General features: G+C 33.8%; 23 protein-coding genes. 19 read left to right on the top strand and 4 right to left on the bottom strand.

Features of this window, described 5'->3' with window-relative positions; all coding sequences use genetic code 11:
- The first annotated feature begins 267 nt into the window (after positions 1-267).
- The 10 genes from AC3QL1_RS13290 (at position 268) to rlmH (ending at position 13,751) form a co-directional block, all read left to right on the top strand.
- On the top strand, positions 268-1,368 hold the full coding sequence (locus AC3QL1_RS13290; protein WP_492492023.1) for a DNA alkylation repair protein: 1,101 nt from the start codon (positions 268-270) through the stop codon (positions 1,366-1,368).
- 230 nt (positions 1,369-1,598) lie between these two features.
- Positions 1,599-1,925, top strand: coding sequence for a DUF6660 family protein (locus AC3QL1_RS13285; RefSeq protein WP_492492021.1), 327 nt, complete (start codon positions 1,599-1,601; stop codon positions 1,923-1,925).
- Positions 1,926-2,035: 110 nt separating this feature from the next.
- Positions 2,036-6,349 (top strand): CusA/CzcA family heavy metal efflux RND transporter, encoded by a 4,314-nt coding sequence (locus AC3QL1_RS13280; RefSeq protein ID WP_492492019.1) that lies wholly within the window; start codon positions 2,036-2,038, stop codon positions 6,347-6,349.
- A 10-nt stretch (positions 6,350-6,359) separates the two neighbouring features.
- Positions 6,360-7,562, top strand: coding sequence for an efflux RND transporter periplasmic adaptor subunit (locus tag AC3QL1_RS13275; RefSeq protein ID WP_492492017.1), 1,203 nt, complete (start codon positions 6,360-6,362; stop codon positions 7,560-7,562).
- 9 nt (positions 7,563-7,571) lie between these two features.
- Positions 7,572-9,569, top strand: a complete 1,998-nt coding sequence (locus AC3QL1_RS13270; RefSeq protein WP_492492015.1) for a heavy metal translocating P-type ATPase — start codon at positions 7,572-7,574, stop codon at positions 9,567-9,569.
- A 310-nt stretch (positions 9,570-9,879) separates the two neighbouring features.
- Positions 9,880-10,761 (top strand): pirin family protein, encoded by an 882-nt coding sequence (locus tag AC3QL1_RS13265; protein WP_492492013.1) that lies wholly within the window; start codon positions 9,880-9,882, stop codon positions 10,759-10,761.
- Positions 10,762-10,763: 2 nt separating this feature from the next.
- The gene (locus tag AC3QL1_RS13260) at positions 10,764-11,159 is read left to right on the top strand and encodes an OsmC family protein (RefSeq protein WP_492492011.1); all 396 of its coding nucleotides are present in this window, start codon (positions 10,764-10,766) and stop codon (positions 11,157-11,159) included.
- A gap of 5 nt (positions 11,160-11,164) precedes the next feature.
- Positions 11,165-11,449 carry a GNAT family N-acetyltransferase gene (locus AC3QL1_RS13255; protein ID WP_492492009.1) on the top strand — a complete coding sequence of 95 codons (285 nt, stop codon included), beginning with the start codon at positions 11,165-11,167 and terminating at the stop codon, positions 11,447-11,449.
- Positions 11,450-11,665: 216 nt separating this feature from the next.
- Positions 11,666-13,081, top strand: coding sequence for an amidohydrolase family protein (locus AC3QL1_RS13250; RefSeq protein WP_492492007.1), 1,416 nt, complete (start codon positions 11,666-11,668; stop codon positions 13,079-13,081).
- Between the two features lie 196 nt (positions 13,082-13,277).
- The gene (gene rlmH, locus AC3QL1_RS13245) at positions 13,278-13,751 is read left to right on the top strand and encodes a 23S rRNA (pseudouridine(1915)-N(3))-methyltransferase RlmH (protein ID WP_029269532.1); all 474 of its coding nucleotides are present in this window, start codon (positions 13,278-13,280) and stop codon (positions 13,749-13,751) included.
- Between the two features lie 38 nt (positions 13,752-13,789).
- Here rlmH and AC3QL1_RS13240 read toward each other — a convergent pair whose 3' ends face one another.
- Positions 13,790-14,419, bottom strand: a complete 630-nt coding sequence (locus tag AC3QL1_RS13240) for a hypothetical protein (protein WP_492492005.1) — start codon at positions 14,417-14,419, stop codon at positions 13,790-13,792.
- A 199-nt stretch (positions 14,420-14,618) separates the two neighbouring features.
- Positions 14,619-15,443 (bottom strand): dihydropteroate synthase, encoded by an 825-nt coding sequence (gene folP / locus AC3QL1_RS13235; RefSeq protein ID WP_492492003.1) that lies wholly within the window; start codon positions 15,441-15,443, stop codon positions 14,619-14,621.
- A gap of 227 nt (positions 15,444-15,670) precedes the next feature.
- Between folP and AC3QL1_RS13230 the strand changes: the two genes are divergently transcribed.
- The 6 genes from AC3QL1_RS13230 (at position 15,671) to tpiA (ending at position 20,434) form a co-directional block, all read left to right on the top strand.
- Positions 15,671-16,210 (top strand): DUF1599 domain-containing protein, encoded by a 540-nt coding sequence (locus AC3QL1_RS13230; RefSeq protein ID WP_492492001.1) that lies wholly within the window; start codon positions 15,671-15,673, stop codon positions 16,208-16,210.
- Between the two features lie 73 nt (positions 16,211-16,283).
- Complete coding sequence (locus AC3QL1_RS13225) at positions 16,284-17,405, top strand: BT_3928 family protein (protein WP_492491999.1); 1,122 nt, start codon at positions 16,284-16,286, stop codon at positions 17,403-17,405.
- A gap of 147 nt (positions 17,406-17,552) precedes the next feature.
- The gene (locus AC3QL1_RS13220; RefSeq protein ID WP_492491998.1) at positions 17,553-18,221 is read left to right on the top strand and encodes an alpha/beta hydrolase; all 669 of its coding nucleotides are present in this window, start codon (positions 17,553-17,555) and stop codon (positions 18,219-18,221) included.
- Positions 18,222-18,261: 40 nt separating this feature from the next.
- Positions 18,262-18,726, top strand: coding sequence for a hypothetical protein (locus AC3QL1_RS13215; protein ID WP_492491996.1), 465 nt, complete (start codon positions 18,262-18,264; stop codon positions 18,724-18,726).
- Positions 18,727-19,124: 398 nt separating this feature from the next.
- The gene (locus tag AC3QL1_RS13210) at positions 19,125-19,625 is read left to right on the top strand and encodes a TlpA family protein disulfide reductase (protein WP_492491995.1); all 501 of its coding nucleotides are present in this window, start codon (positions 19,125-19,127) and stop codon (positions 19,623-19,625) included.
- Positions 19,626-19,681: 56 nt separating this feature from the next.
- Positions 19,682-20,434: a triose-phosphate isomerase gene (gene tpiA, locus AC3QL1_RS13205; RefSeq protein ID WP_492491993.1), complete on the top strand. Its 753-nt coding sequence runs from the start codon at positions 19,682-19,684 to the stop codon at positions 20,432-20,434.
- 177 nt (positions 20,435-20,611) lie between these two features.
- Here the strand turns inward: tpiA and AC3QL1_RS13200 are convergent, their stop codons facing one another.
- Positions 20,612-22,948 carry a hypothetical protein gene (locus AC3QL1_RS13200; RefSeq protein WP_492491991.1) on the bottom strand — a complete coding sequence of 779 codons (2,337 nt, stop codon included), beginning with the start codon at positions 22,946-22,948 and terminating at the stop codon, positions 20,612-20,614.
- A complete protein-coding gene (locus AC3QL1_RS13195; RefSeq protein WP_492491990.1) occupies positions 22,908-24,044 on the bottom strand; it encodes a hypothetical protein in 1,137 nt (378 codons plus the stop codon). The genes AC3QL1_RS13200 and AC3QL1_RS13195 overlap by 41 nt, the downstream gene beginning before the upstream one ends.
- A 112-nt stretch (positions 24,045-24,156) precedes the next feature.
- On the opposite strand from AC3QL1_RS13195, the gene prmA reads away from it, so the two are divergent.
- The 3 genes from prmA (at position 24,157) to AC3QL1_RS13180 (ending at position 26,636) form a co-directional block, all read left to right on the top strand.
- Complete coding sequence (gene prmA / locus AC3QL1_RS13190) at positions 24,157-24,990, top strand: 50S ribosomal protein L11 methyltransferase (RefSeq protein WP_492491988.1); 834 nt, start codon at positions 24,157-24,159, stop codon at positions 24,988-24,990.
- A 34-nt stretch (positions 24,991-25,024) separates the two neighbouring features.
- Positions 25,025-25,300 carry an ATP-dependent Clp protease adaptor ClpS gene (locus AC3QL1_RS13185; RefSeq protein WP_492491986.1) on the top strand — a complete coding sequence of 92 codons (276 nt, stop codon included), beginning with the start codon at positions 25,025-25,027 and terminating at the stop codon, positions 25,298-25,300.
- Positions 25,301-25,364: 64 nt separating this feature from the next.
- The gene (locus AC3QL1_RS13180; RefSeq protein ID WP_492491984.1) at positions 25,365-26,636 is read left to right on the top strand and encodes a sterol desaturase family protein; all 1,272 of its coding nucleotides are present in this window, start codon (positions 25,365-25,367) and stop codon (positions 26,634-26,636) included.
- The last annotated feature ends 7 nt before the right edge of the window (positions 26,637-26,643 follow it).

Genomic DNA, 26,643 nt, shown 5'->3' with positions numbered 1-26,643 from the left:
AAATAAAAACGCCTATTTAAATTATAAGGAAAACGCTTATTTTTTAAACACATAGAAACATAGATTTAATACTTAAAAAAAGGCGTTTCACTTCGCATGAATTCACATAGCAACATACATTGAGCTATGTGTTAAAATCTGGATTTTTTAAAAATACCTTTTCTATATAATTTAAAATCTATGTTTCTATGTGTTTATAATTTCATGTAGAATCTCTAATTTTAATTGGAAACATTAAATATCTTTGAAGTTCATTCAAACAAAATCATGGGATTAATTAAAGATATATATTCGGTTAGTTTTTACGAAAAATTTGGTCAGGCTGTCGCCGAAGTAAATCCGGCATTTGATAAACAAAAATTTATCGAAAGCATTTATGAAGGCGATTTTGCCCAAAAAGAATGGAAAGACCGCATGAAACATACTACAGTAGTTTTGCATCAATTCATGCCTGAAAATTTTCCCGAAGCCGTTTCTTTAATTGATAAAATCATCGAAAATTTAAAGAAAAACAATTTTACAGATGGAAATCTGGCCTTTATCTTTTTTGCCGATTACATCGAAAAATATGGTTTAGACGACTTCAAAACTTCGGCGAAAGCCTTTGTATCAATCACACAATTTATAAGCTGTGAATTTGCCGTGCGACCTTTTATTTTAAAATACAAAGAAAAAATGATCGAAGAAATGACAAAATGGTCACTTCACGAAAATCATCATGTTCGAAGATTAGCCAGCGAAGGAAGCCGACCGAGATTACCGTGGGCAATGGCGATTCCGTTTTTGAAAAAAGACCCTGCTTCTATTCTTCCTATTTTAGAAAATTTAAAAAATGATCCATCAGAATATGTACGCCGAAGCGTTGCTAATAATTTAAACGACATCGCAAAAGACAATCCTGAAATTGTCTTGGAAATTGCAGCAAAATGGAGAGGAAAAAGCAAAGAAACCGACGCAATTATCAAACACGGCTGCAGAACTTTATTAAAACAAGGACATCCTGAAATCCTGAGCCATTATGGTTTAGAAAGCACTAATATTAAACTTTCTGCTTTTGAAATAAAGACTCCAAAAGTAAAAATTGGCGATTATCTGCAGTTTCAATTTCACTTGAACAATAAAAATAATGAAGCCAAAACCATTCGTTTAGAATATGCAGTTCATTACAAAAAATCAAAAGGACATCTGGCGAAAAAAGTCTTTAAAATCAGTGAGAAAATCTATCAGCCTAATCAAATCACTAAAGTGGAAAGAAATCAATCTTTCAAATTAATAACAACACGTGTTTTTCATACAGGAATGCATCAATTGTCTATAATCATTAACGGTACAGAAAGTGATGCTTTAGAATTTGAATTGATTGAATAGCGTTTTTTAAACACATAGAAACATAGTTTTGATTGTCAATAAAGTCTTTTCACTTAAAATTAAAAGCTTAGCTCTGTGAAAAATCTGGATTTTCTAAGATTTCTTCAACACTTAATTTTAACCTATGTTTCTATGTGTTAAAACAATTACGCAAAAACAAGTTTGTTATTATTATCTAAAAAAATACAATCTATTTAAAATCATCAGCATTTTATCTTTATTTTTACTGCGTGAAATGGATTAACATCATATTATCGGTTTACTTAATCGTCCTGTCGTCTTTGCCTTGCGAAGATAAGATAGCGAGCGAAACAAACTCGCATACAACCCAAATAGTAGATCAGTCACACGATCAATCTCACGAAACCGGATCAGATCTTTGCCCGCCCTTTTGCAGCTGCAATTGCTGTATGGCACAAGTATTAAATGCTGCGCCCGTTATTTCATGGAGTTTTAATAACGATTCTTCACTTATTAAAAAGCCATTATCTTCTTATTATTCCACTTCTGTTTCTAATTTCTACGGAAGTATCTGGCAGCCGCCCCAACTAGTATAATGTTTTGCCCGTCCCGACGCTTTGGGATATGGGTGAATTGAGTATTGTGGTATTTCCACAAACAAACGGACGAATTCTGTCCCGATTTCTCATACATTATATCTTAAAAAATGTTAGATAAAATTATACAATTCAGTATAAAGAATAAATTCATTATACTGCTGCTTACCCTAGTATTGATAACCTGGGGAAGCATTTCACTTAAAAATTTACCGCTAGACGCACTTCCTGATATTACCAATAATCAGGTTCAGATTATTACGACCGCGCCTACACTTGCCAGCCAGGAAGTAGAGCAATTAATTACGTATCCGCTGGAACAGGCCGTAAAAACGATTCCGAAAATAATCGAACTTCGAAGCATTTCCCGTTTTGGATTATCCGTCGTAACCGTTGTTTTTGAAGAAGATGCCGATACCTATTGGGCACGCGAACAGGTTTTTCAACGCTTGAAAGAAGCCGAAGAAAATATTCCAAAATATGCAGGAACACCAGAATTAGCACCAATTACAACAGGACTTGGCGAAATTTACCAATATGATGTCTATGCCAAAAAAGGCTATGAAAATAAATACGACGCTACAAGTTTAAGGACCATTCAGGATTGGATTATTGTTCCGCAATTGCAAGGTGTAAAAGGCGTTGCCGAAGTAAGTACCTGGGGAGGAAGCGTAAAACAATACGAAATCGCAGTTGATCCCAACCGCTTAAACAGCGCAGGAGTTACGATTACCGAAATTTTCGACGCCCTTGAAAAAAACAACCAAAATACCGGAGGCGCCTATATCGAAAAAGATGAGTTTGCTTATTTTATCCGTGGTGTCGGAATGGCTTCGGGAATTAAAGATATAGGCAATATTGTGGTTAAAAACAGAAACGCCACTCCTATTTTGATTCGCGATGTAGCAACAGTTCAGTTAGGAAATGCTATTCGTTTTGGCGCTACAACCAAAGACAGAAAAGGCGAAATCGTAGGCGGATTAACGCTAATGCTGAAAGGAGAAAACTCTAAAGCCGTTGTAGAACGTGTGAAAGAAAAAATGATTCTGATCAATAAAATGCTTCCCGAAGGTGTTGTTGCCGAAGCTTTTATAGACAGAAGTAAATTAGTCGATAATGCCATAGGAACTGTTACCAAAAACTTACTCGAAGGAGCCTTAATCGTGATTTTTGTACTGATTTTATTTCTGGGAAATCTTCGTGCCGGATTAATAGTCGCTTCTGTGATTCCGTTAGCGATGCTTTTTGCCGTCATTTTAATGAATGCTTTCGGCGTAAGCGGAAATTTAATGAGTTTAGGAGCAATTGATTTTGGAATTATTGTCGATGGCGCCGTAATCATTGTCGAGGCAACCATGCATCATTTGCAGAAGCTGAAAAACAAAAAACAATTATCACAATCTGAAATGGATGAAGAAGTATATGCATCGGCTTCAAAAATTAGAAATAGCGCGGCATTTGGAGAAATTATCATTTTGATCGTTTATCTGCCCATTTTGGCTTTGGTTGGAACCGAAGGAAAAATGTTTAAACCAATGGCCATGACCGTAGGATTTGCCGTTATTGGCGCTTTTGTTTTATCGCTGACTTATGTGCCGATGATGAGTGCGATGTTTCTATCCAAAAATACAGAACACAAATCAAATTTTAGTGATCGAATGATGGACTGGTTTGAAAAAACATATACCTCATTTTTAGAGAAAGCATTGCGGTTTAAAAAAGCAGTTTTAGGTGTTGCATTTGCCTTTTTTGTTGTTGCCATTATCATTTTTCAAAACATGGGCGGAGAATTTATTCCAACCATTGAAGAAGGAGATTTGTCTATAAATGCTACTATTATGACGGGAAGTTCATTATCGCAAATGATAAAAACTACAACGCAATATGAGAAAATGCTGAAAGCTAAGTTTCCCGAGATCAAAACCATAGTATCTAAAATTGGAAGCGGTGAAATCCCGACAGATCCAATGCCGATAGAAAGCGGTGATTTAATTATTGTCCTGAAAGACAAAAAAGAGTGGACCAGCGCTGATAATTGGGAAGATCTGGCACATTTAATGAAAGAGGAAATGGAGAAAATTCCCGGTGCCAATATTGAAGTTTCGCAACCCATCCAAATGCGTTTTAACGAATTAATGACCGGAAGCCGAAGTGATATTGCCATTAAAATATTTGGCGATAATCTCGATGTTCTCGAAAGAAAAGCCAATGAATTAATTCAGAAAATCAATAAAATTGAAGGCGTTGGTGACTTAAAAGCGGATAAAGTAAGCGGTTTGCCTCAAATTACAATTAAATATGATTATGATAAAATCGCTTTGTATGGTTTGAATATTGAGGATTTAAACAAAATTCTGCGTTCGTCTTTTGCCGGAGAAGCCGCAGGAAAAATTTACGAAGAAAACAAACGATTTGATATTGTGGTTCGAATGAACAAAGACAATCGTACCGATATTAATGATGTCAGCAATTTATTTATTCCGTTGCCAAACGGCATGCAAGTGCCGCTTTCGCAGGTTGCTATTGTCGATTATGAGCAAGGTCCGGTTCAGGTAATTCGGGAAGATGGAAAACGCAGAATCACAATTGGACTCAATGTTCGCGGACGTGACGTAAAAAGTGTTGTAGAAGAAATTCAGCAAAAACTGGATAAAAACTTCAAACTTCCCGCAGGATATTATGTTACCTACGGCGGACAATTTCAAAACCTGATCGAAGCCAATAAACGACTTTCTGTTGCATTACCAATTGCGTTGGGTTTAATTATGGTCTTGCTTTATTTTACTTTTAAAAGCGTTAAACAAGCCATATTAATTTTTACTGCGATTCCGCTTTCTGCAATTGGCGGTGTCTTTGCTTTATGGATGCGAGGTATGCCTTTTAGTATTTCTGCAGGAATTGGTTTTATTGCTTTATTCGGAATTGCGGTTTTAAACGGAATCGTATTGATTTCTTACTTCAATCAGCTAAAATCCGAAGGCATTAGCAATCCTTTACAACGAGTTTTAATTGGTACAAAAACAAGATTGCGTCCCGTTTTAATGACGGCAGCAGTAGCTTCTTTAGGTTTTCTGCCCATGGCATTATCAACAAGTGGCGGTGCTGAAGTGCAAAAACCATTGGCCACAGTGGTTATTGGCGGATTATTTTCTGCCACCTTATTAACGCTGATTGTTTTACCAATACTGTATTTATTATTCGAAAAGAAGATTAAAACAAAGAAGACAATGATAAAACCAATAATAACACTCTTTTTATTGCTGATAAGCTGTTTTTCTTTTGCCCAAAATCAGCCCGTAACATTGGAAAAAGCGATTGAAATGGCAAAATCAAACAGTATCAACCTGAAAATTGCCAACAAGGAAATCGAAAAACAAACGGTACTTAAAAAAACGGCTTTTCAGGCAGATCCTTTGCAATTGCAATATCAGGGCGGACAATTTAATACTGCAGATTATGACAGCAACGTTTCTGTACAACAATATTTCCCTGTCGGAAAAATTACCAAAGCCAACCGCCAGTTACAGGAAGAATTGGTAAAACTGGCAGAAAAACGAAAAGCAATGTCTGAATATGAAATTGAAAAAGCCGTGACATTAGCTTATTACCAATATTTATATGGCGTTTCTGTTCAAAAATTAAACACAGAATTATTGGATGTTTATGCCTTATTTCTTAAAAACGCAGAACTTCGTTTCAAAACCGGAGAAAGCGGTAATATCGAGGTAATTAGTGCAAAAGCAAAGATGAAGGAAATCGAAACCCAAAAAGCACAATTAGAATACGATTTGGCCATTTATCAGAGACAATTACAGTTTTTTGTTCAAACGAAAGAAAATATAATTCCTGATACAACTTCTCCGTTGCAATTTTCTGCTCTAACTGAATCTAATAAATCAAAAGTGCAGGGTTTACTGACTGATTATCATCAACAGCAAATTTCTGTTTATCAAAAAGAAGTCAATACATTTAAGGCACAGCGAACGCCAAAATTGGGCGTTGGTTATTTTGCCCAGACTATCGAAACCAAAGCGTTGTTTCAGGGTTTTACGGCCGGTTTACAAATTCCGCTTTTTGGCGGAGTGAATACAGCCAAAGCAAAAGCTGCAGAAATAAGTATGGCACAATCGGAACTGGAATTAGAAAAAAGTCAATTTTCATTGGAATTGCAAATGCAGGAACTCAAAAATGAATTTGATAAACAGGAAAAAGGGTTGCAATATTATAAAACAGAAGGGTTGCAATATGCAGAACAAATCATCGCAACGGCACAAAAAAGTTATGCAAATGGAGACATGAGCTACTGGACGTATATCAGTTTTTTAAATCAGGCCATTGACATCAAAAAACAATATGCCGAAACGCTGAATACATACAATCAAAGTGCGATTCGATTACAGTTTCCATCAATTTCCAATAATTAATATTCAAATAATGAAAAATATAACAAACACAATCAGTCGTACTTCTACCCTGTTTTTTATTGCTTTTTTGATGTTACTAATCACATCCTGCAACCAAAAGAAAGAGGAAGAAACACATGAAGAAGAAGAAAAGGAAAGTGAAATCGCTTTAACTCCGGCGCAATTTAAAACGGTGGGAATCAAATTTGGAAAAATTGAAAACCGCAACCTGAATACCGTTATTAAAGCAAATGGATATACAACGGTTCCTCCACAAAAATCAGCAAAAATCGCCACATTATTAGGCGGAACAGTCAAAGATATTTTTGTTCTGGAAGGCACATTTGTAAATAAAGGAAAAGTTTTGGCTACCATTCAAAACCTGGAAGTGGTGGGAATGCTCGAAGATTATAAATCGGCTGCAGCCAATATTGAATATTTGCAATTAGAATACAATCGCCAGAAAACTTTGTCTGATGAAAATGTAAATCCGCGAAAAACATTTCAGGAAGTAAAAGCAAAATTAGCCGTAGAAAGAGCAAAAGCGCAAGCTGCCAAAAACAGATTATCGGCTCTAAATGTAAGCACATCTAGCAATAGTGCCTTAATTCCTATTATTGCTCCAATAAGCGGTTATGTGGGAAATATTAATATTGCCAAAGGTGCATTTGCAGAAACCGGAATCCCTTTGTTTGAAGTCGTAGATAACAGCCAAATGCACCTGGATTTGAATGTATATGAAAAAGATCTGGGTTCTATTTCAATTGGTCAGGAAGTAGATTTTATCCTTACGAATCAATCTAATAAATCGATAAAAGGAAAAATATTTGGGATCAATAAATCGTTTTCTAACGAAAGTAAAACTGTTGCCGTTCATGCTAAAATCAATCCTGATGATGCAAAAGGCTTAATTTCAGGAATGTACGTTTCTGCCAACATCAATCTGAATAATGCAACAGTTCCTGCTTTACCAAAAGGAGCCATTGTTAAAAATGGCGATAAATTTTTTATCTTTATAAAGGAAAACAATGTTGCGGAAAAAAACACAAAACATAATCCTAAAGAGTCTGAAGAAATACATTTTAGCGCCATAGAAGTTATTCCCGGCGCTACAGATATGGGTTTTACCGAAGTAAAATTTATAACTTCAATTCCTTATGATAGCCAAATTGTTACAGAAGGAGCTTTTTATTTATTATCCGCACAAAAAGGTGGCGGAGAACACACACATTAATAGAAATTTATGATACATACTTCAGATACAAAATGCTGTGAAACAGATCAAAAAACGGCTGTTCAAAAGAAAAATGCAGGCTGCTGTTCTCATGATGAAAATGAAACTCACGACGACCATGACGGACACGATCATTCTATAGGAAATCAAAATACGCTTCAATTGTTTGCTCCGGCTATCATTAGTTTTATTTTACTGATTATCGCTATTGTTTTTGATAATTATTATCCACAAACCTGGTTTACAGGATGGATTAGAATAATTTGGTACGCAATTGCGTATTTACCTGTTGGTCTTCCGGTAGTCAAAGAAGCTTGGGAAAGCGCTATAAAAGGATCTTTTTTCTCCGAATTTTTACTTATGGCAATTGCCACAATTGGTGCTTTTGCTATTGGAGAATATCCTGAAGGTGTTGCCGTTATGTTGTTTTATGCTATTGGAGAAAATTTTCAGACACTGGCCGTTACAAGAGCCAAGGCAAATATTAAAACATTATTAGACCAGCGTCCGGATGAAGTTAGTATTTTAGAAAATAATCAGCCGAAAATCGTTAAAGCAAAAGAAGTTCAAATTGGCGCGATTGTTCAGCTTAAGCCCGGTGAAAAACTAGGTTTAGATGGTGAATTATTATCTGATAATGCGTCGTTTAATACCGCAGCTTTAACCGGCGAAAGTAAACCTGATACCAAAACCAAAGGTCAAAGTGTTCTTGCCGGAATGATTAATCTGAATTCTGTTGCCGAAGTAAAAGTTACAACTTTATACAAAGACAGCAAATTATCTAAAATCTTAGAAATGGTTCAGGATGCGACTGCCAAAAAAGCGCCAACTGAATTATTCATTAGAAAATTTGCCAAAATCTATACACCATTTGTGGTTTATGCAGCGATTGCCATCTGCTTTCTGCCGTATTTTTTTGTTGATAATTACGTTTTTAGAGACTGGCTTTACAGGGCATTAGTGTTTTTGGTAATTTCATGTCCGTGTGCCTTGGTGATTTCTATCCCGCTAGGATATTTCGGCGGAATTGGAGCAGCGAGCAAAAACGGAATTCTGTTTAAAGGTTCTACTTTCCTCGACACAATGGCTGCTATTCAGATCGTGGTCATGGATAAAACCGGAACATTGACAAAAGGAGTTTTCAAAGTTCAAAAAGTAGTACCAAACGAAATAGCAGAAAGTGATTTAGTAAAATATACAGCCGCACTCGAAACTAAATCAACACATCCCGTAGGAACTGCGATAATCGAATATGCAAATGGAGCTGAAAAAGAAGCTGTTGTTACAGATGTAGAAGAAATTGCCGGTCACGGACTAAAAGGAAAAGTCGATGGCAATGAAATTCTGGCAGGAAATATCAAATTAATGAAGAAATTCAACATTGATTATGATGCTGAAATCGATGCTACGCCTTTTACCATAATTGTAATTGCCATCAACCAAAAATATGCCGGATACTTTTTAATTGCCGATGAAATCAAGGAAGATGCAAAACAGGCGATTCAGAGTTTACATCGAATAAATGTAAAAACGGTTATGCTTTCCGGCGATAAAAGTGCTGTTGTAAGCGCCGTTGCAAAAGAGCTTAATATCGATGAAGCTTATGGAGATTTATTACCTGAAGATAAAGTCGAAAAAGTGACTTTTTTCAAAAACCAGAATTTAAAAATTGCCTTTGTTGGCGATGGTGTAAACGATGCCCCGGTTGTGGCGCTTGCTCATGCCGGAATTGCAATGGGAGGTTTGGGAAGTGACGCTACTATTGAAACTGCCGATATCGTAATTCAAAATGATCAGCCCACAAAAATTTTTACTGCTATAAACATCGGTAAAAAAACAAAACAAATTGTCTGGCAGAATATTGGTCTTGCATTTGTTGTGAAAGCTATTGTACTAATACTTGGTGCCGGAGGTTTGGCAACAATGTGGGAAGCTGTTTTTGCAGATGTTGGCGTTGCGCTGCTTGCGATATTAAATGCAGTAAGAATTCAGAAAATGAAATTTTAAAAATACTGGAATACTAATAAAAAAGGACGTTTGTACAAATGTCCTTTTTTGCCTATATGTAATCTTAACACATAGAAACATAGGTTTAAAAGACGTTAAAAGACGTTTTACTCATTTTAAAAAACATAGCTATGTGTAAGAAACTTAGTTTCTTTTCATATTCTTATTTATAGAACATGAAAATCTATGTTTCTATGTGTTTAATTCCTTATTTTTATATTTCAAAAAATCAAAAACAAATTTTCTTAATCTAAATTAAGCCAAAGATTGTCGCTACAAGTATAAATTTGCTTCAACCAAAACAAAGAACATGTCAAATATTAGTTTAATCATCGAAGAACGCGCTGCCAATATTGGCAATTTTATGGTAGGCAGATTATTGCCTTTCCGTGAAAAAAGAGCTGTTGGACCATTTGTATTTATCGATCATATGGGACCGGCACATTTAAATCAATACGAAAATATGGATGTTCCGCCGCATCCGCATATCGGACTTTCAACTTTGACTTTTTTGTTTGAAGGAAGCATTATGCACCGCGATAGTTTAGGGACGGAATTAGAAATAAAACCAGGCGCCGTAAACTGGATGACCGCCGGAAAAGGAATCGTTCATTCTGAAAGAACGCCTGAATATTTAAGACATTCTGATAAAATACTTCACGGTTTGCAGATTTGGGTGGCTCTTCCAAAAGAATTAGAGCAAATGGATCCAAATTTTGCGCATGTCGAAGCTGATGATATTCCGAGTTGGGAAGAAGACGGTGTTTCCTATAAATTAATTGCCGGAGAAGCTTTTGGCAAAAAATCACCCGTTCCGGTTTATAGTCCGTTGTATTTTATTGAAATTAAAAGTAGCCAGGCGAAGAAAATCAATATTGGTAAAGATTTATTCGGCGAAAGCGGATTGTATATTTTAGAAGGAAGCATTAAAAGCGGTGAACACGTTTATGATCCGAAACAAATTTTAATTACAAACGACAGCACTTTATGTGAGTTTGAATTAGCCGAAAAATCAACCGTTTATATTTTTGGCGGACAAGCATTTCCTGAAGAACATTTTATCTTTTGGAATTTTGTTTCTTCGGATAAAAACCTAATCGAAAAAGCAAAAAAAGACTGGACAGAACAAACCTTTCCGAAAGTTCCGGGCGAAACTGAATTTGTGCCTTTACCTGAACCTAGAATTAAATAAATATGAATACCATTTCAGCAAAAATAGATACCCGCTTGTATCGAACGGAAATCACATCAGCCAGCGAAAATGTTTTAATTTCTGATGAACCTCAGGAATTGGGCGGTAAAAATTTAGGATTAAATCCAACAGAACTTCTGGCAGCATCACTCGCTTCCTGTACCGTAATTACGCTGCGAATGTACATTAATCGCAAACAATGGAATGTTTCTGAAATTGATGTCAAAATTGATTTTGAAAGAGATTCAGAACGAAATGTATCTTTATTTACCCGAAAAATTGAAGTAATCGGCGAGATTGACGATACACAAAGACAACGTTTAGAAACCATTGCCAACAGTTGTCCAATTCATAAAACATTAACGCACGCAATTGAAATCAAAACCACATTAATATAATTATCATGGAAATTCAACAAATAAACGATATAAAAAGAGGCCATTTTGAAGCCACAGAAGACGGAAAAGAAGCCGGAAAAATGACGTATACCTGGGCCGGAGATTCTAAATTCATCATCGATCATACCGAAGTAAGTGATGCATTCGGCGGAAAAGGCGTTGGCAAAAAACTCTTAATGGCAACCGTAGATTATGCCAGAAATAATAACCTGAAAATTATTCCGCTTTGTCCTTTTGCAAAAAGTGTTTTTGATAAAACGGAAGAAATTCGTGATGTATTGTTTTCTTGAGGTTCAAAGCTACAAAGGTGCAAAGGTTCAAAGTTTTTATTTTATTGACGTAGAGACGCACTGATGTGCGTCTTTTTTTATTTTTAATAATTTCTTGTAGACTTTGTTCCTCTGATCTTTGAACCTCTGTCACTCTGAACCTTTGAACCTTTAAAAAAAACATTTTTTAAATCTCCTCCAAAACCTGTATATTTGCATGTAATTTAAACTTAGAGTATGTCAAGGATAATTACACTTTTCTTTTTTTTCATAGCGCAAATCGGCTTTTCTCAAACGGCTGAAAATTATTTAGAAAAAATCAGAAATAACGAAGCTCTCTTAACAGCTTTCTTTCAACAAATGCCAAAAGGCGGCGATTTACACCATCATTTTTCAGGATCAATTTATGCAGAACCTCTTTTGGAAAGAGCCATTGCAGAAGATTTCTATTTGAATCTTGAAAATATGGAAGTTTCTAAAACCAAACCTGCCAAAGGAAACTGGGAAACTTTTTCTTCGCTAAAAAATAATGGAAAACTGGCTCAATACGAACAACAAGTCATGCAAACCTGGTCGGCTAAAGATTATAACGGTTCTGTCCCTTCTAATGATTTATTCTTTGATTCTTTTCAAAAATTTGAACCCACTATTGCAGGTCATTTTGCAGAAGGAATGCTGGAATTGAAAAAACGTGCCATTGCTGAAAATGTATCTTATATCGAAACACAATTATCTACAATTCCATGTGATATGAATATTGCTGATTTAACAGATTTCAATTCAAAATTGCGTAAGGCAGCAACTCAGAAGGATGAAAAAGCGGTTTTAAAAATTTTAGACGAATTGTATAAAGCCCTTCAACAAAAAGATGCTAAAAAATATGCTGAAGATTTCAATACCAATTTTATAGCAAAACTGCATAAAGATTTAAAAATTGATGACGACCGTTTTACAATGCGTTATCAAAATTTTGTGCTCCGTTTTATGGATCCGGTTGATTTATTCAAAAACCTGACGATTGCTTTTATCTCTGCAAACGACAGTAAACTGGTTGCGGGTGTAAACATTGTTTCTCCTGAACATGGCGAAAATTCCATGAAAGATTACTGGTTGCACATGGTGATGTTTAAATACTGCCATTCAAAATATCCGGATGTAAAATATACGCTTCACGCGGGTGAATTAACTTTAGGTTTGGTTCAGCCCGAAGATTTAACCTGGCATATAAACGATGCTATTTATATTGCAGGAGCAAACAGAATTGGTCACGGTGTTGATATTGCTTACGAAGCAAATTCGTATGATTTATTGAAATATATGTCTAAAAATAATATTCCGATTGAGATTAATTTGACTAGTAACGAATTCATTTTGAAAGTAAAAGAAAATAGACATCCTTTTACACTTTACAAGGAATTTAATGTTCCAATCGTAATCAGTACAGACGATGCCGGAATTTTAAGAACCAATATGACGGAACAATATGTTTTGTTAGCCAAAAGATATCCTGATGTTTCATACGCTACAATAAAACAATATGTTTACAACAGTATCAATTACAGTTTTATCTTGGACGCATCGGTCAAAAAACAATTATTAAAAGATTTGGATTCAAGATTTAAAACTTTTGAAGCTAAATTTTCTAAAAACTAAATCGATAATCTGGTCGTAAATTGCACGCAGATTAGAACAGATTAAAGCGGATTAACGCAGATTATTTTAAAAAAAACTGCCAAATCTGCGAGAGAAATTAAGTCCCGCAGATTTAGCAGATCAAGCAGATTAGCACAGTTTTTTAATTTTTAATTCGTGCTCATTCGTGCAATTCGTGGCAAAAAAGAATAACTAAATGAATATCAAACTTATCGCCATAGGCAAAACCGACAATAAATCGCTTCAGACTTTGATTGACGATTATACCAAACGCTTGTCTTTTTATATCAAATTTGATCTGGAGATTATTCCGGATATCAAAAACGTAAAGAATTTATCTGAAAGCCAACAAAAGGAAAAAGAAGGCGAATTGATTCTGTCAAAATTAACACCAACAGATCAATTGATTTTATTGGATGAAAACGGAAAAAACTTCTCCAGCGTTGGTTTTTCTGAAGAATTGCAAAAGAAAATGAACTCCGGAATCAAAACCCTTGTTTTTGTAATTGGCGGTCCTTACGGATTTTCGGATACGGTTTACAGCAAAGCGCAAGGGAAAATTTCGCTTTCATTAATGACGTTTTCGCACCAAATGGTTCGGTTATTTTTCATCGAACAATTGTATCGAGGATTCACGATTTTACGCAATGAACCTTATCATCATCAGTAAAAGTTTTGTTTCAGGTTTCTTTGTTTCAGGTTTGAGAACTAAAAAATGAATTCTTTTGGAATTTCGTCGTTATAAGAATCTAATTTTCTGAATTCAATTTTATTTTCAATGTATTCCTGATAACTCATATTTTTATCGAACAACAAATATACTTTTGGCTTTACAAAAAATGCTATTCGGCCAATATGTTCTAAGGTTTCTTCTTTTTTAGTTTCTTCATTATTTACCAAAACAATGTTACTTCCTTTCTTAAAAGTAATTACTAAGTCACCATTTGTTGGTTTTTCCATTGCATAATACACTTTCGTGAAAGGCAAAAAAGCTAAATTCTTCCCAACAGAATCCGCGTAGGAATAATAATTTTCGGCTTTTTCGTTTTTATGAGCTTTTTCGGCACGCTTTTTTTCCTGAAGTTTCATTACTTCCGGAATTACCAATTTTAAAGGCAAACGTTTGTCAATATTGAAAATCCAATTGGTTGAAATGATGCTGTTTTTTCGGTTTACATCTGCGATAGTGTCTTTTCCTTCTGTTTTGAAAAAGATATAAATCGGTGAAAGATCCTGAACGTCTTTTACAATAGAAGTATTTGATTTTGGAAGTAAAACATCTTCTTTAGTTGCGCAGGAAAAAAGAAGAAAAGCAATAAATAAGGTAAAGTATTTCATATGGTTATTATTTTTTAAACATAATTTTTGTCATCTCGAACGAAAAGAATGGATTAAAATCTATTCCAAAGTAAGCACAATATTGTCATTCCGAGGAACGAGGAATCTCCGCAAGAAACTCCTCAAAGAAAAGCAATTTTTTGTCGATTTAGCAACAGCGATTCTTCATTCGAAATGACAAACTAAACGATTTTTGCTATTATATATTCATTTTTTCAAACAAAGTAACACATTCCATTGCTTCTTTTACATCATGAACACGCAGGATTTTTGCACCTTTCGTTAAAGCAATTGTATTTAGAAATGTTGTTCCGTTTAAGGCTTCTTGTGGGGTGATTCCAAGTGTTTTGTAAATCATGGATTTTCTCGAAACGCCTGCTAAAACAGGTAATTCCAATAAATTGAAAAGTTCCATTTTTTGTAAAACTTCATAATTCTGATCTGTTGTTTTCGCAAATCCAAAACCGGGATCTAAAATTAAATCATTGATTCCGAGACTTCTTGCTTTGTTTACTTTTTCAGAAAAATAGAAAAGCATTTCTTTTACAATGTCATCATAATGTGTCAGACTCTGCATCGTTTGCGGATTTCCGCGCATGTGCATCATAATATACGGCACATTATATTGCGCAATTACATCAAACATTTTATCGTCTAATTCTCCTGCTGCAATATCATTTATAATCGCTGCACCGCTTTCTATACTTGCTTTTGCAACTTCAGCTCTAAAAGTATCAATCGATAATAAAGCGCTGGGGAAATGTTTTAAAATCAATTCAATTGCAGGAACAATTCGGTCAATTTCTTCTTGTTCCGATACAAATTCTGCACTTGGTTTACTTGAATAGGCACCAATATCAATAAATGTCGCGCCTTCAGATAACATTTTATCTACCTGCGAAATAATCTCGGCTTCGTTCTTATATTTCCCTCCGTCAAAAAAGGAATTTGGCGTCACATTCAAGATTCCCATTACTTTAGGAATCGACAAATCAATAAGTTGGCCTTTACAATTAATCAACATTTCGTTTAAGTTTTAATTTGTTTCAGGTTTCAGGTTCTTGAACTTGCGCAATCTGCATCAACTTGAAACCTGAAACTTGAAACCTTAATTATATTATTTTTGCAGTTTCAAGTTGCTGGCATTAACATTTTGTTTACAAAAAACTTGAAACAAAGAAAACCCGAAACTTGAAACTCTTTAATATTATGCCTATTTTTGAAGAAATTTTAGCAAATATACAGCAATAAATGAAGAATACTTCCCTTGAATTTGATAATGTAATTACGGTTTGCCGAACTCTCTTTATCAATAAAATGAAAGATTATGGTAGTGCATGGCGCATTTTAAGATTGCCTTCACTGACCGATCAGATATTCATAAAAGCACAAAGAATCAGAAGTCTACAGGAAAATGAAATCCGTAAAGTGGATGAAGATGAAAAAGGAGAATTTATCGGAATCATCAATTATTCGATTATGGCTTTGATTCAGCTGGAATTGGGAGTTGTAGAACAGCCTGATCTTGATGTAGAAAAAGCAACCGAATTATACGACGCTAAAGTTAAGTTAACCAAAGAGTTAATGGAAGCCAAAAATCACGATTACGGCGAAGCCTGGCGTGACATGCGCGTAAGTTCATTGACAGATTTGATTCTGCAAAAATTACTTCGCGTAAAGCAAATTGAAGATAATAAAGGAAAAACTTTAGTTTCTGAAGGTATTGATGCTAATTATCAGGATATGATTAATTATTCTGTTTTTGCATTGATACTAGACCCATTGAAATAAAAATTTAGCCACGAATTTACTAATCAACACGAATTAATTTGTGACAATTCGTGGCGAAAAAAAACACAAAACCATGAAAAACATCATTACTCAATTTTCAAGATTATTTGTCGGCGTATTATTTATTATTTCAGGATTAATTAAACTGAATGATCCCGTTGGATTCTCTTATAAACTGGCTGAATATTTTAGTGAACCGGTTTTTAATATGCCATTTTTAGAGCCTTTGGCTTTAGGATTAGCCATATTTTTAGTGATTTTAGAAGTCGTTTTAGGAGTTATGCTTCTGGTTGGCTACAAATCAAAATTAACGATTTGGGCTTTATTACTTTTAATCGTTTTCTTTACTTTCCTTACCTTCTACTCTGCTTATTTTGATGTAGTTAAAGATTGCGGTTGTTTTGGAGACGCTTTGCATTTAACGCCTTGGCAATCTTTTACAAAAGATATTGTATTGCTTTTCTTTATTTTGATTTTATTCATCAACAAAAAATTCGTAAAACCTTTATTTTCAAATACTGTAACCAATATCATAACTTTTGCGAGTGTTGTATTGTGCATTATTATGGCAGTTTGGGTTTTAAATCACAATCCTATTAAAGATTTCCGTCCTTATAAAGTAGGAACAAACATCGAAAAAGGAATGGAAATTCCGGAAGGCGCTCCAAAATCTGTAGTTGAAATGACATTTATTTATAAAGTAAATGGCGTTGATAAAGAATTTACCGAAAAAGATTTAGCAAATATTCCTGAAGGTGCAACTTTCGTTGACAGAAAAGACAAAGTAATTACGGAAGGTTATGTTCCGCCAATTCATGATTTTTCGATGACAAAAGACGATTCTGATTATAAAGAAGAATTTTTAAAAGAACCTAAATTGCTAATTTTTGTAACGTATGATTTGACTTTATCAAATCCTGAGGGAATGAAAAAATTAGAAGCTTTAAATAAAGAAGCGAAAGCAAAAGGGTATAAAGTTATTGCAATGACAGCTTCAGGAGCTGATGAAATTGCAAAAGCCAAAAAACAATATGGTTTAAATGTTGATTTTTACTTCTGTGATGCAACGACTTTAAAAACAATCGAAAGAGCAAATCCAAGTATTGTAGTTCTGCACAACGGAACTGTAGCTCAAAAAGTTCACTATAATGATATTGATGATTTGAAATTATCTGATGTTGCTTATGGGATTTAATAAATGTAAATAAATAACAAGAACGCCAATATTCTATCTTAGATTTATTGGCGTTTTTTTTGCCTGAATATTTTATTTTATCATAAAAATTAACGTAAACTATTTTTCTTACATTTGTTAAAACTATTCCAAAGACCAAACTTATTTATGAAACAATTTCAAGGATTCTTCTTTACTTGTTTATTCACTATACTTTCTGTTTGTATAGGTTTTAGCCAGGAAAAAACATCTAATCAGAACCAACGTTATATCTTCTTTTTCCATAATAAATTTGTTGAAGAAAATGACTTGAATACCCCACATCCAGAATATGGCAAAGCCGAATACAACGAAATACTAGCTTCATACAAAAAAGATAATTTCATCGTTTTTAGTGAAAAAAGAAGCAAAAACACTAACGCTGCCCGATACGCCGAAAAGATCGTCAAGCAGATTAAAAAATTAATTAAAGAAGGCATTTCTCCAAATAAAATTACCGTTATCGGAACTTCCAAAGGCGGTTATATTGCGCAATATGTTTCTACTTATCTCGCAAATCCTGATGTGAATTTTGTTTTTATCGGATGTTTTAGAGATTCCGATATTCAGGAAATTCCGGATATTAATTTCTGTGGAAACATTTTGACGATTTATGAAAAATCAGATATTTATGGTGTTGATGCTACTAAACGAAAAGAAACTTCGAAACTGAAAATAAATCATTTCAAACAAATTGAATTAAACACCAATCTTAAACATGGCTTCTTATTCAAAGCTTTGGATGAATGGATTTTACCCAGTAAAAAATGGGCAAATGGTGATTATGAATTGAATTAAAAAAAAACTAAACCTATAACTAATTAACCAAACCACTTTTATGAAACAATTATTTAAACTATCTTTTTTATTTCTTTTAATGGCTGCTTTTGGATGTGACGCTGACGGAAATCACGTTGATTGCACAACTCCTCCAGAACGCTTTATCTTTGAATTTATTGATAAAGATACAGGTAAAAATTTATTTGCTACCGGAGATTTTGATGCGACAAAACCTGTAACTATAGTTGATTTGACTACAGGTAAAGTGATACAAACTTTATACATGAAAAGCGATAATTTATATCGTATTGTTATTGATTCTATTGGCTGGCAAACAGGAGTATTTAATTACTCTATAAATTATGATGGAAAAAGTGTTTTAGAATTGCACGTGTCGGCTGAGAGAGTAAGTGAAAACCATTGTAATTTTACCAGAATCAAATCTGTAGAATTTAATAAAACCGGAGTTGAATTTGATAAAACTACGGGAGTTTATAAAATCCCTTTTACTGAAGCAAATTAAAAATATTTTATCGAAACAAAAAGGGCATGATTTTATGCCCTTTTTTGTTTTTTAGAATTAGTGGAAAAGTAATATCCAGACGTTTTTTTGAAACTTTACATTGCTTTAAAACCTAAAAAAAATATTTTTCTTCTCTCTTCTCCGTCTGTTTTGAAACAAAAAAAATAAAAACTGACTTTTTCAGGCCAACTATTACGATTTCATTCCCTGTTTTTTAACCGAAATTTCCTGTTTTGTGATAAAATAAACGACTCTTCAAATTTTGTTAATCTCCATTTGGCATTCGATTTGTTTGATTAACTTTGTTCGGAACCTTAATTTATGAAATTGCCCTGATTTGAATTTGCAGATTCATTCCGGAAAAGCAATTCATAATATTTTAAAACTTTAATTATAATATGAAACAAATAGCTTTAGTTCTTATTGCATTTATTACTTTTTCATGCTCACAAGCTCAGAAAACAAGTTTTTCGAAAGAGGCTTTGTCTGAAAAATTATTAACTCTTGATGGAGGTCAGACTTCTTTCAAAAACATTTTAAAAAAATACAAAGGTAAAACTTTGGTTATCGAAGTTTGGGCTTCATGGTGCGGCGATTGTGTAAAAGCAATGCCAAAATTAAAAGAATTACAAGCCAATAATCCTGACGTTTCTTACTTGTTCCTTTCGGCTGATAAAACGGCTGACAAATGGAAAGCAGGAATTGAAAAACACGAATTAAAAGGCGATCATTTTATGATGAACGACGGTATGAAAGGTGTTTTTGGAAAAGCAATTGACTTAGACTGGATTCCGAGATATATTATCGTTGATAAAACAGGTAAAATTGTTTTATACAGAGCAATCGAAACTGATTTTGATAAAATCAATGAAACATTGCAAGGTTTAAAAGCAAAATAATTGGCTTTAAATTCCACAAACACAAAAAAACAAAAGATTAAATAAAAACTACCAAAATGAGAAAAAAGATTGTTGCAGGAAACTGGAAAATGCATAAAAACGCAGGACAAACTGAAGAATTATTAAACGAATTAATTACTAAAATACCAGCTCAAACTACTGCTCAGGTAATTGTTGCTCCAACATTTGTAAACTTACAAGCTGCTGCTGCAAAAGTAAAAAACACAACTATTGGTGTTGCTGCACAAAACGTTCACCAAGCTGAAGGTGGTGCTTTTACAGGAGAGATTTCTGCTGATATGTTAACTAGTATTGGTGTAAACACCGTAATTCTTGGTCACTCTGAGCGTCGTGCTATTTTTCACGAAACTGATGCATTAATCGCTAACAAAGTAGATACTGCTTTGAAACACGACATGACAGTTATTTTCTGTTTTGGAGAAGAATTAAAAGATCGTCAGTCTGGAAATCACTTTAATATTGTGGAGAACCAATTGCGTGACGGAATTTTTCATATTACAAAAGAATCATGGTCTAAAGTTGTTTTAGCTTATGAGCCTGTTTGGGCAATTGGAACCGGAGAAACTGCTTCACCGGAACAAGCGCAGGAAATGCACGAATTTATCAGAGAAACAATCCGTAAAGCTTTTGGAGCTGAAATCGCTGATGAAGTTTCTATTTTATACGGTGGTTCTGTAAAACCGGATAACGCTAAAGAAATCTTCGGTAAACCAGACGTAGACGGTGGTTTAATTGGAGGTGCTGCCTTAAAAGCAGAAGACTTTTTAGCTATCGTTACGGCTATCTAATTTTAGATTTTAGATTTTAGATTTTAGATTTTAGATTTTAGATTTTAGATTTTAGATTTTAGATTTTACTATAAAAAAAGCGTTCGCTGTGCGAACGCTTTTTTTATATACTTACTTGTCCTTCTACTCAAAGTCAAGCTTAAATTATCTTATATCACTTATATGGTGAAAAAAAAGTCAATTTATAAATGCCTGTAATAACGGACAATTGTACTTTTTAAAAGTTGGTGTTGTTTTGTAAACCGAATAAAAATTAACCAGCTCCTTCCCTGCCTTAAATGGATTTTTTTCTTCTTCATCCGCAGAAACCAGATTCGCGTAATGACTGTAATAATTGCATTCAAAAATCATTAAACTGGCTAAGGCTTTTTCGTTGTTACTTCTGGACATTTTCAAGGCTTTTTCATAATACATTTTAGCCATTGTTAAACTGTAATAATTGCCTTTTTGGTATGATTTCTCCTTTTCAGTATTGTCTCCGTAAACATAATCAACATATGATTCTCCTGATGTCCAGTCGTATGCCACCATCATCCAGGAATTCCCTAAATACGAAACATTAAAATAAGCATGCGCCAATTGCAAATTAGCCAAAGCCGTATTTTGCTTTTTTAACTGAATTAATTTGGCAATAAAATCGGCTTTATTAAAACGGTAATCGAATTTTCGTTCTTTGTCTTTTTGCAGGATTTTAGGCGTAAACGGATTCTCATTCAGGTAATCTGCAAAAGCATAATTCTTCTCCCAAAAATCTTTTGGCATGCTTGAAAAAGTTTCATAAGCCAATTCTAAATTGTTATTTCTAAAGGCTATCGTTCCTTTTAAATCTTTGTAATAGTCAATATTTGGTGCTATGGTTCCTGAACAAAGGTATTTTTCAAAAGGTGTTTTATCTTCTTTTTGTTGTAAAGCTATCAATTTATCGACATCTTCTACGGTTGCAGTTCGGTCGAAATAACCAATAGAACTATAGAAATAAGGATTATTGTAAACCGAATATTCTCCTTCGTTTTTAAGATCTGATTTCATCATTAATAATCCCGCCGTAACACGATCGCCTTGTTTTGCAAAATCTGCGCTGGCAATTCGGTATAAACTGTATAGATTTTTAAATAATCCGTTATCTGTTTCTACCAAATTTTCAACAGAATCAAAGTAGTTGAAAAGTTGATTTTGAACTGTCTCGTTTTTCAAATCATCTTGTTTTAACGAAACCAAAGCCAACTGAATATTTTTCTGCATTTGGATCGAAGCATTCGCTTTATCAGAAATCATATTGGTATATTTTTTCCCTAATTCAATTTGATCGTCCATAAAACAAAGCTGCGCAATTGCCGCAGTAATATAATCTTTTTGCTCGCCCGAAGTTTGTTCGCGAATCGCAATCAAAAAATATTCTAATTCTCTTAAATATAATATGTCTTTATTAAAGTTTTCTTCTTTTGCTTTTGCATAATCTTCATACCAATTAGTTCCTTCAAATACAACCGAAGGAGTTCCATCAGTTGTATATTCCGGTGTAAAAATCCAGTCTTCAAGTTTGTTGACTTCTCTTCCAATCAAAAAGCTGAAATTAATACTGTTTGGACTCAATTTAAAAACTTCCTGAATTGTTTTTAAATCCGGCGCAGGATTTCGAAAACTTTCTATAGAAAGAATTACGCTTCGTTCTTCATCATTTTGGGCTAATGCCAAAGTTTGTTCGGTTAATTTCCAATTATAATGCAGTAAAACGGCAAATGATTTTTCTTCGCAGGAAGCAAAAACTTTACTCAATAAATAATTTTGTAAAGGAAAATCTTCAATACATAAAGCCTTATAATACAAAGCCCAGGGTTCTAAAATGGTGTTTTTGTTTTCTGTAAAATAAGTGTCATATAATCGAATCACTTCATTTTTATCTTCCGCATAAAAACTATATCTGAGCATTAAAAAAGCATAACGCTGTTTTAAAAACGAATCTTTTGCGGTTTTGATTTTCTTCTCAAAGTCTTCTAAATCTGCCAGTTTATGGTCTTTACTGCCATAACCAACTTGTTCCCAAGATTCCCATTTTACGTCATTATTACTGTTGTATTCCAGTTTTTTAGCAAATAAAATATAGTTTAAAAACGCTTTGTTTTTTGATAATAACAACGCCTCTATAAAAGTATTTTTTTCGAATACTTTTTTTAATGATTTAGATTTAAAAGCGTTTTCAAATTGTTCAGAATCTGTTTCATACAAAATCGTATGAACATCTTTTGGATCGATCGTATTGCCAAGTTTTTTCTTCCATTCCAAACAATTCAATTCCTGATCGACGCCGGAAACTGTATTAGTCGAATAGTAATAATCTGCTGAATAATAAAAAGGTGTTAGTTTAAAGAAACCTTCTCGCTGTGCTTTAAACAAAGCCAATCTGCTCGTTTCCGGCGAAACACTCCAACCACAGGCAAATGAAACCTGAAAGCTTAAAACTAAAAGTAAACTGCTAAAAACTTTCATAATAACCTGATATATTTTGGGTTCCATAATCGTTGATGTATTTTTTATCAAAAGAGAAAAACGTCACTTTCGTTTGATTATCAATCTTAACTTTATCTTTTAAAACAGAAATCATTTTCCCGATTTCATCTTCTGAAATTTTTTCAATTCTGATTTCATCTCCATTTCGCAAATACGTTTGGCCAATCAAAACATCGTCCTGCAGCACATATTTCGAGTCTGATGTTTTCTTCAGTTTCATCGAATCGTTCCGCAATTGATCATAATCTGATAAAATTCCTTTAAACTGATTTCTCCTAAAAACTACCGCCCAACTGTACAACGGCAAAGCAATATCAAGTTTTAATTTATATTGATCGTGTGTAATATATTCTGCCAATTCGTCGCTGGTTCCTATCGAATTTTTAGTTTTAAAATCTTCAGGTTTTGTCAAATTGTAACACATTAGCAAACCTTTATCAACTGGCGGAATTCCGGCTTTTGATGCATATTTATATTGCCAAAGTCTTATAGTTGCTGAAATTTTTGCAGTTGGAAATCCCTTTTTGATTTGCTGCAATAAATAGAAATAATTGTTTTTAGATTTTTCTGTCCAGTCACAATCGATTAGAATTTCCTTAAAATCAACTTTTAGTTTCGCTAATTCAATCGCTTTTACTGAATCATAATTGATGCGTTTATAGTTTTGCTGCTTGTAATAATCTTTCGGGTAAACAATGGCGTTGGCAATTTTATCGGCTTTTGTTTCATTCATTTTTATGCCAATTTGCTCCACGCGTTTTGCAATTCTGCCTGCGAGGCTATCCAGTTGATTTTTATTGGATTGCAAAACCACTTCATTGGTTATAAAAATACTGGGCGTGATTTCAGGATTACTTTCATTTAGTCCAATATTTTGGATTGTCGCAACCGGCAGAGGTTCTTTTGCATACGGATTCCAATCAATATCAAAAAAACGGACATACAAGTGTTTTACGTTCAATTCCCTTATTAAAGAATCGTCTTCTTTTTCAAAATTCAAATTGGTTTTCCAATAACAAAATGACCTGACAACTTCGTGTTCTTTCTCGCAGCCAGCTCCATTTAAGAGGGCAAAAAGCAAAATAAAAATGATACTCTTCATATTTTAAAACCTATTCAAATTCAAATCAAAATTAACATTAATCTTTCTGAGAATCTGATTTATTTTTAAAGAACTTCAACTTTCGATTCTTACCTTTGCAAAAAAATTATTTATGTCGAATATATATTTAGGATATCATTTTACGATTGAACCAAAAGAACCGGGTTCAGAAATTTTAATTGCTGAATTAGGCGAAAAAGCGTTTGAAACTTTTACAGAAACTGAAACGGGAATTTCGGCTTATGTGAAGAAAGATTTATGGGATGAGAATATTCTGGATGACATTTATATTTTTGAATCTGAAGAATTTAAAATTGAATATACCGTTGAAGAAATCGATCAGGTAAACTGGAACGAGGAATGGGAGAAAAACTTTGAAGCGATTGATGTTGACGGAAAATGCCATGTTCGTGCTCCTTTTCACGAAAAAACAAATGCCGAATTTGATATCGTAATCGAACCAAAAATGAGTTTTGGAACCGGTCATCACGAAACGACACACATGATGATTCAGCATTTACTTGAAATGGATGTGAAAGGTTTGAAAACGCTTGATATGGGTTGCGGAACTGCGATTTTAGCTATTTTGGCTGAAATGAAAGGTGCTGAGCCAATTGATGCGATTGACATTGACAATTGGTGTTATTTGAATTCTATCGAAAATGCGGAACGCAATAATTGCAAACATATTACCGTTTATGAAGGCGACGCTGCTTTATTGACCGGAAAAAAATACGATTTGATTATTGCTAACATCAACCGTAATATTTTGCTGAACGATATGCAAAGTTATGTTGATTCTTTGAACCCAAAAGGAATTATACTTTTTAGCGGTTTTTATGAAGAAGATATTCCTTTTATCGATGCTTCCTGCACTGAAAAAGGATTGACTTATGTTAAAAAGTTTCAAAGAAACAACTGGGTTTCATTAAAATACGTAAATTAGTTAGTAATTACAACAGTACAAAAACCTAAAAAACATGAGTACTAAAGAAAAAGTAAGAGAAAGAGTTCGCGAGAAAGAAGCGACGGGTTTTAATAACGAAATCATTGTTTATAACGACGATGTAAACACTTTTGATCATGTTATCGATACTTTGATGCGTGTTTGTAATCATACACCGGAACAAGCAGAACAATGCTCATTAATTGTACATTACAACGGAAAATGCACCGTAAAAACAGGTCCGCTGGACAAACTGAAGCCACAATGTACACAACTTTTAGAAGCCGGATTGAGCGCTGAGATTGTTTAATTACGAATAATTTAAAAATTGTTATAAAATATTCTATATTTGAATATTTTATAACAATTTTTTTATGGAAGAATACGGAAAGATATTAATTATCGCTACGCCTATTTTTTTAGTTTTAATTATATTCGAAAAATTATACGGCATCTATAAAAAAGAAGACACTGCACCTTTAATTGACAGCGTATCAAGTATTAGCTCCGGAATTACTAATTCTGTTAAGGATGTTTTGGGTTTAAGTCTTACCTTTATTTCTTATGAATGGCTGGTTTCTAAAATTGCCGTTTTTCATCTTGAAGCTTCCGTTTTATCTTATTGTATTGCCTTTTTCGTTATTGATTTTTACGGATATTGGAGTCACAGATTAGCGCATCAAATTAATTTTCTTTGGAATAAACATGCGATTCATCATAGCAGCGAGGAATTTAATTTAGCCTGTGCTTTGCGCCAACCCATTGCGAGCTTGGTTAATTTGTTTACTTTTTTATTGATTCCCGCCGCTTTATTGGGCGTTCCGGCTACCGTAATTGCGATTACGCTGCCATTGCATTTATTTTTACAGTTTTGGTATCATACCAAACACATTAAAAAAATGGGTTTCATCGAACACATTTTGGTTACGCCATCTCATCATCGTGTCCACCATGCTATAAATCCGGAATATTTAGATAAAAACCATTCGCAGATTTTTATTTTCTGGGATAAACTTTTTGGTACTTTTCAAGCTGAATTAGATGATGTTCCGCCTGTTTTTGGCATTACAAGACCGGCACAAACCTGGAATCCTATTAAAATTAATTTTCAGCATCTTACATTATTAATTAAAGATGCCTGGCGTGCCGAAAACTGGAAAGATAAACTCACTATCTGGTTTAAACCAACCGGCTGGCGACCAGAGAATTTTGAAGAAAAATATCCGGTACACAAAATTGAAAATGTTTACAATTTTGAAAAATATGGTACACAAAATTCTCAAAAACTAATTTATTGGTCAGTGGCTCAAATGCTGATTACGCTATTATTCGTCACTTATTTATTTGATAATATTGCCAAAATTGGTTTGCCAAATATCTTTATTTATGGCTTTTTTATTTTGATTACTATTTACAGCTACTCAGAATTGATGGATAAAAGTAAATATGCCGTTTTTTGGGAGGGATTACGCTTTATAATTGCAATTGCGATTATACTTTATTATGGAGATTGGTTTGGATTAAATCAGGTTTTTTCTTTTGCAAATTATGTCATTTTCAGTTATTTGAGTTTTTCATTTCTAGCCACAATTTATTTTGTCACTGTCGATTTTAAAACCACTCAAAATCTACTAATCAATTCTTAACATCATC

The sequence above is a fragment of the Flavobacterium sp. GW823-FHT04A11 genome (assembly GCF_058796535.1).
This window is presented reverse-complemented; position numbering and strand designations above follow the sequence as displayed.

Coding starts and splice junctions, on each gene's coding strand:
- AC3QL1_RS13240 (WP_492492005.1), bottom strand. CDS start 14,419: ATGAAATACTTTACCTTATTTATTGCTTTTCTTCTTTTTTCCTGCGCA.
- AC3QL1_RS13265 (WP_492492013.1), top strand. CDS start 9,880: ATGTCAAATATTAGTTTAATCATCGAAGAACGCGCTGCCAATATTGGC.
- AC3QL1_RS13230 (WP_492492001.1), top strand. CDS start 15,671: ATGAAGAATACTTCCCTTGAATTTGATAATGTAATTACGGTTTGCCGA.
- AC3QL1_RS13260 (WP_492492011.1), top strand. CDS start 10,764: ATGAATACCATTTCAGCAAAAATAGATACCCGCTTGTATCGAACGGAA.
- AC3QL1_RS13195 (WP_492491990.1), bottom strand. CDS start 24,044: ATGAAGAGTATCATTTTTATTTTGCTTTTTGCCCTCTTAAATGGAGCT.
- AC3QL1_RS13225 (WP_492491999.1), top strand. CDS start 16,284: ATGAAAAACATCATTACTCAATTTTCAAGATTATTTGTCGGCGTATTA.
- AC3QL1_RS13270 (WP_492492015.1), top strand. CDS start 7,572: ATGATACATACTTCAGATACAAAATGCTGTGAAACAGATCAAAAAACG.
- AC3QL1_RS13180 (WP_492491984.1), top strand. CDS start 25,365: ATGGAAGAATACGGAAAGATATTAATTATCGCTACGCCTATTTTTTTA.
- folP (WP_492492003.1), bottom strand. CDS start 15,443: ATGTTGATTAATTGTAAAGGCCAACTTATTGATTTGTCGATTCCTAAA.
- AC3QL1_RS13185 (WP_492491986.1), top strand. CDS start 25,025: ATGAGTACTAAAGAAAAAGTAAGAGAAAGAGTTCGCGAGAAAGAAGCG.
- AC3QL1_RS13275 (WP_492492017.1), top strand. CDS start 6,360: ATGAAAAATATAACAAACACAATCAGTCGTACTTCTACCCTGTTTTTT.
- AC3QL1_RS13210 (WP_492491995.1), top strand. CDS start 19,125: ATGAAACAAATAGCTTTAGTTCTTATTGCATTTATTACTTTTTCATGC.
- AC3QL1_RS13220 (WP_492491998.1), top strand. CDS start 17,553: ATGAAACAATTTCAAGGATTCTTCTTTACTTGTTTATTCACTATACTT.
- AC3QL1_RS13215 (WP_492491996.1), top strand. CDS start 18,262: ATGAAACAATTATTTAAACTATCTTTTTTATTTCTTTTAATGGCTGCT.
- AC3QL1_RS13255 (WP_492492009.1), top strand. CDS start 11,165: ATGGAAATTCAACAAATAAACGATATAAAAAGAGGCCATTTTGAAGCC.
- tpiA (WP_492491993.1), top strand. CDS start 19,682: ATGAGAAAAAAGATTGTTGCAGGAAACTGGAAAATGCATAAAAACGCA.
- rlmH (WP_029269532.1), top strand. CDS start 13,278: ATGAATATCAAACTTATCGCCATAGGCAAAACCGACAATAAATCGCTT.
- AC3QL1_RS13280 (WP_492492019.1), top strand. CDS start 2,036: ATGTTAGATAAAATTATACAATTCAGTATAAAGAATAAATTCATTATA.
- AC3QL1_RS13290 (WP_492492023.1), top strand. CDS start 268: ATGGGATTAATTAAAGATATATATTCGGTTAGTTTTTACGAAAAATTT.
- prmA (WP_492491988.1), top strand. CDS start 24,157: ATGTCGAATATATATTTAGGATATCATTTTACGATTGAACCAAAAGAA.
- AC3QL1_RS13250 (WP_492492007.1), top strand. CDS start 11,666: ATGTCAAGGATAATTACACTTTTCTTTTTTTTCATAGCGCAAATCGGC.
- AC3QL1_RS13200 (WP_492491991.1), bottom strand. CDS start 22,948: ATGGAACCCAAAATATATCAGGTTATTATGAAAGTTTTTAGCAGTTTA.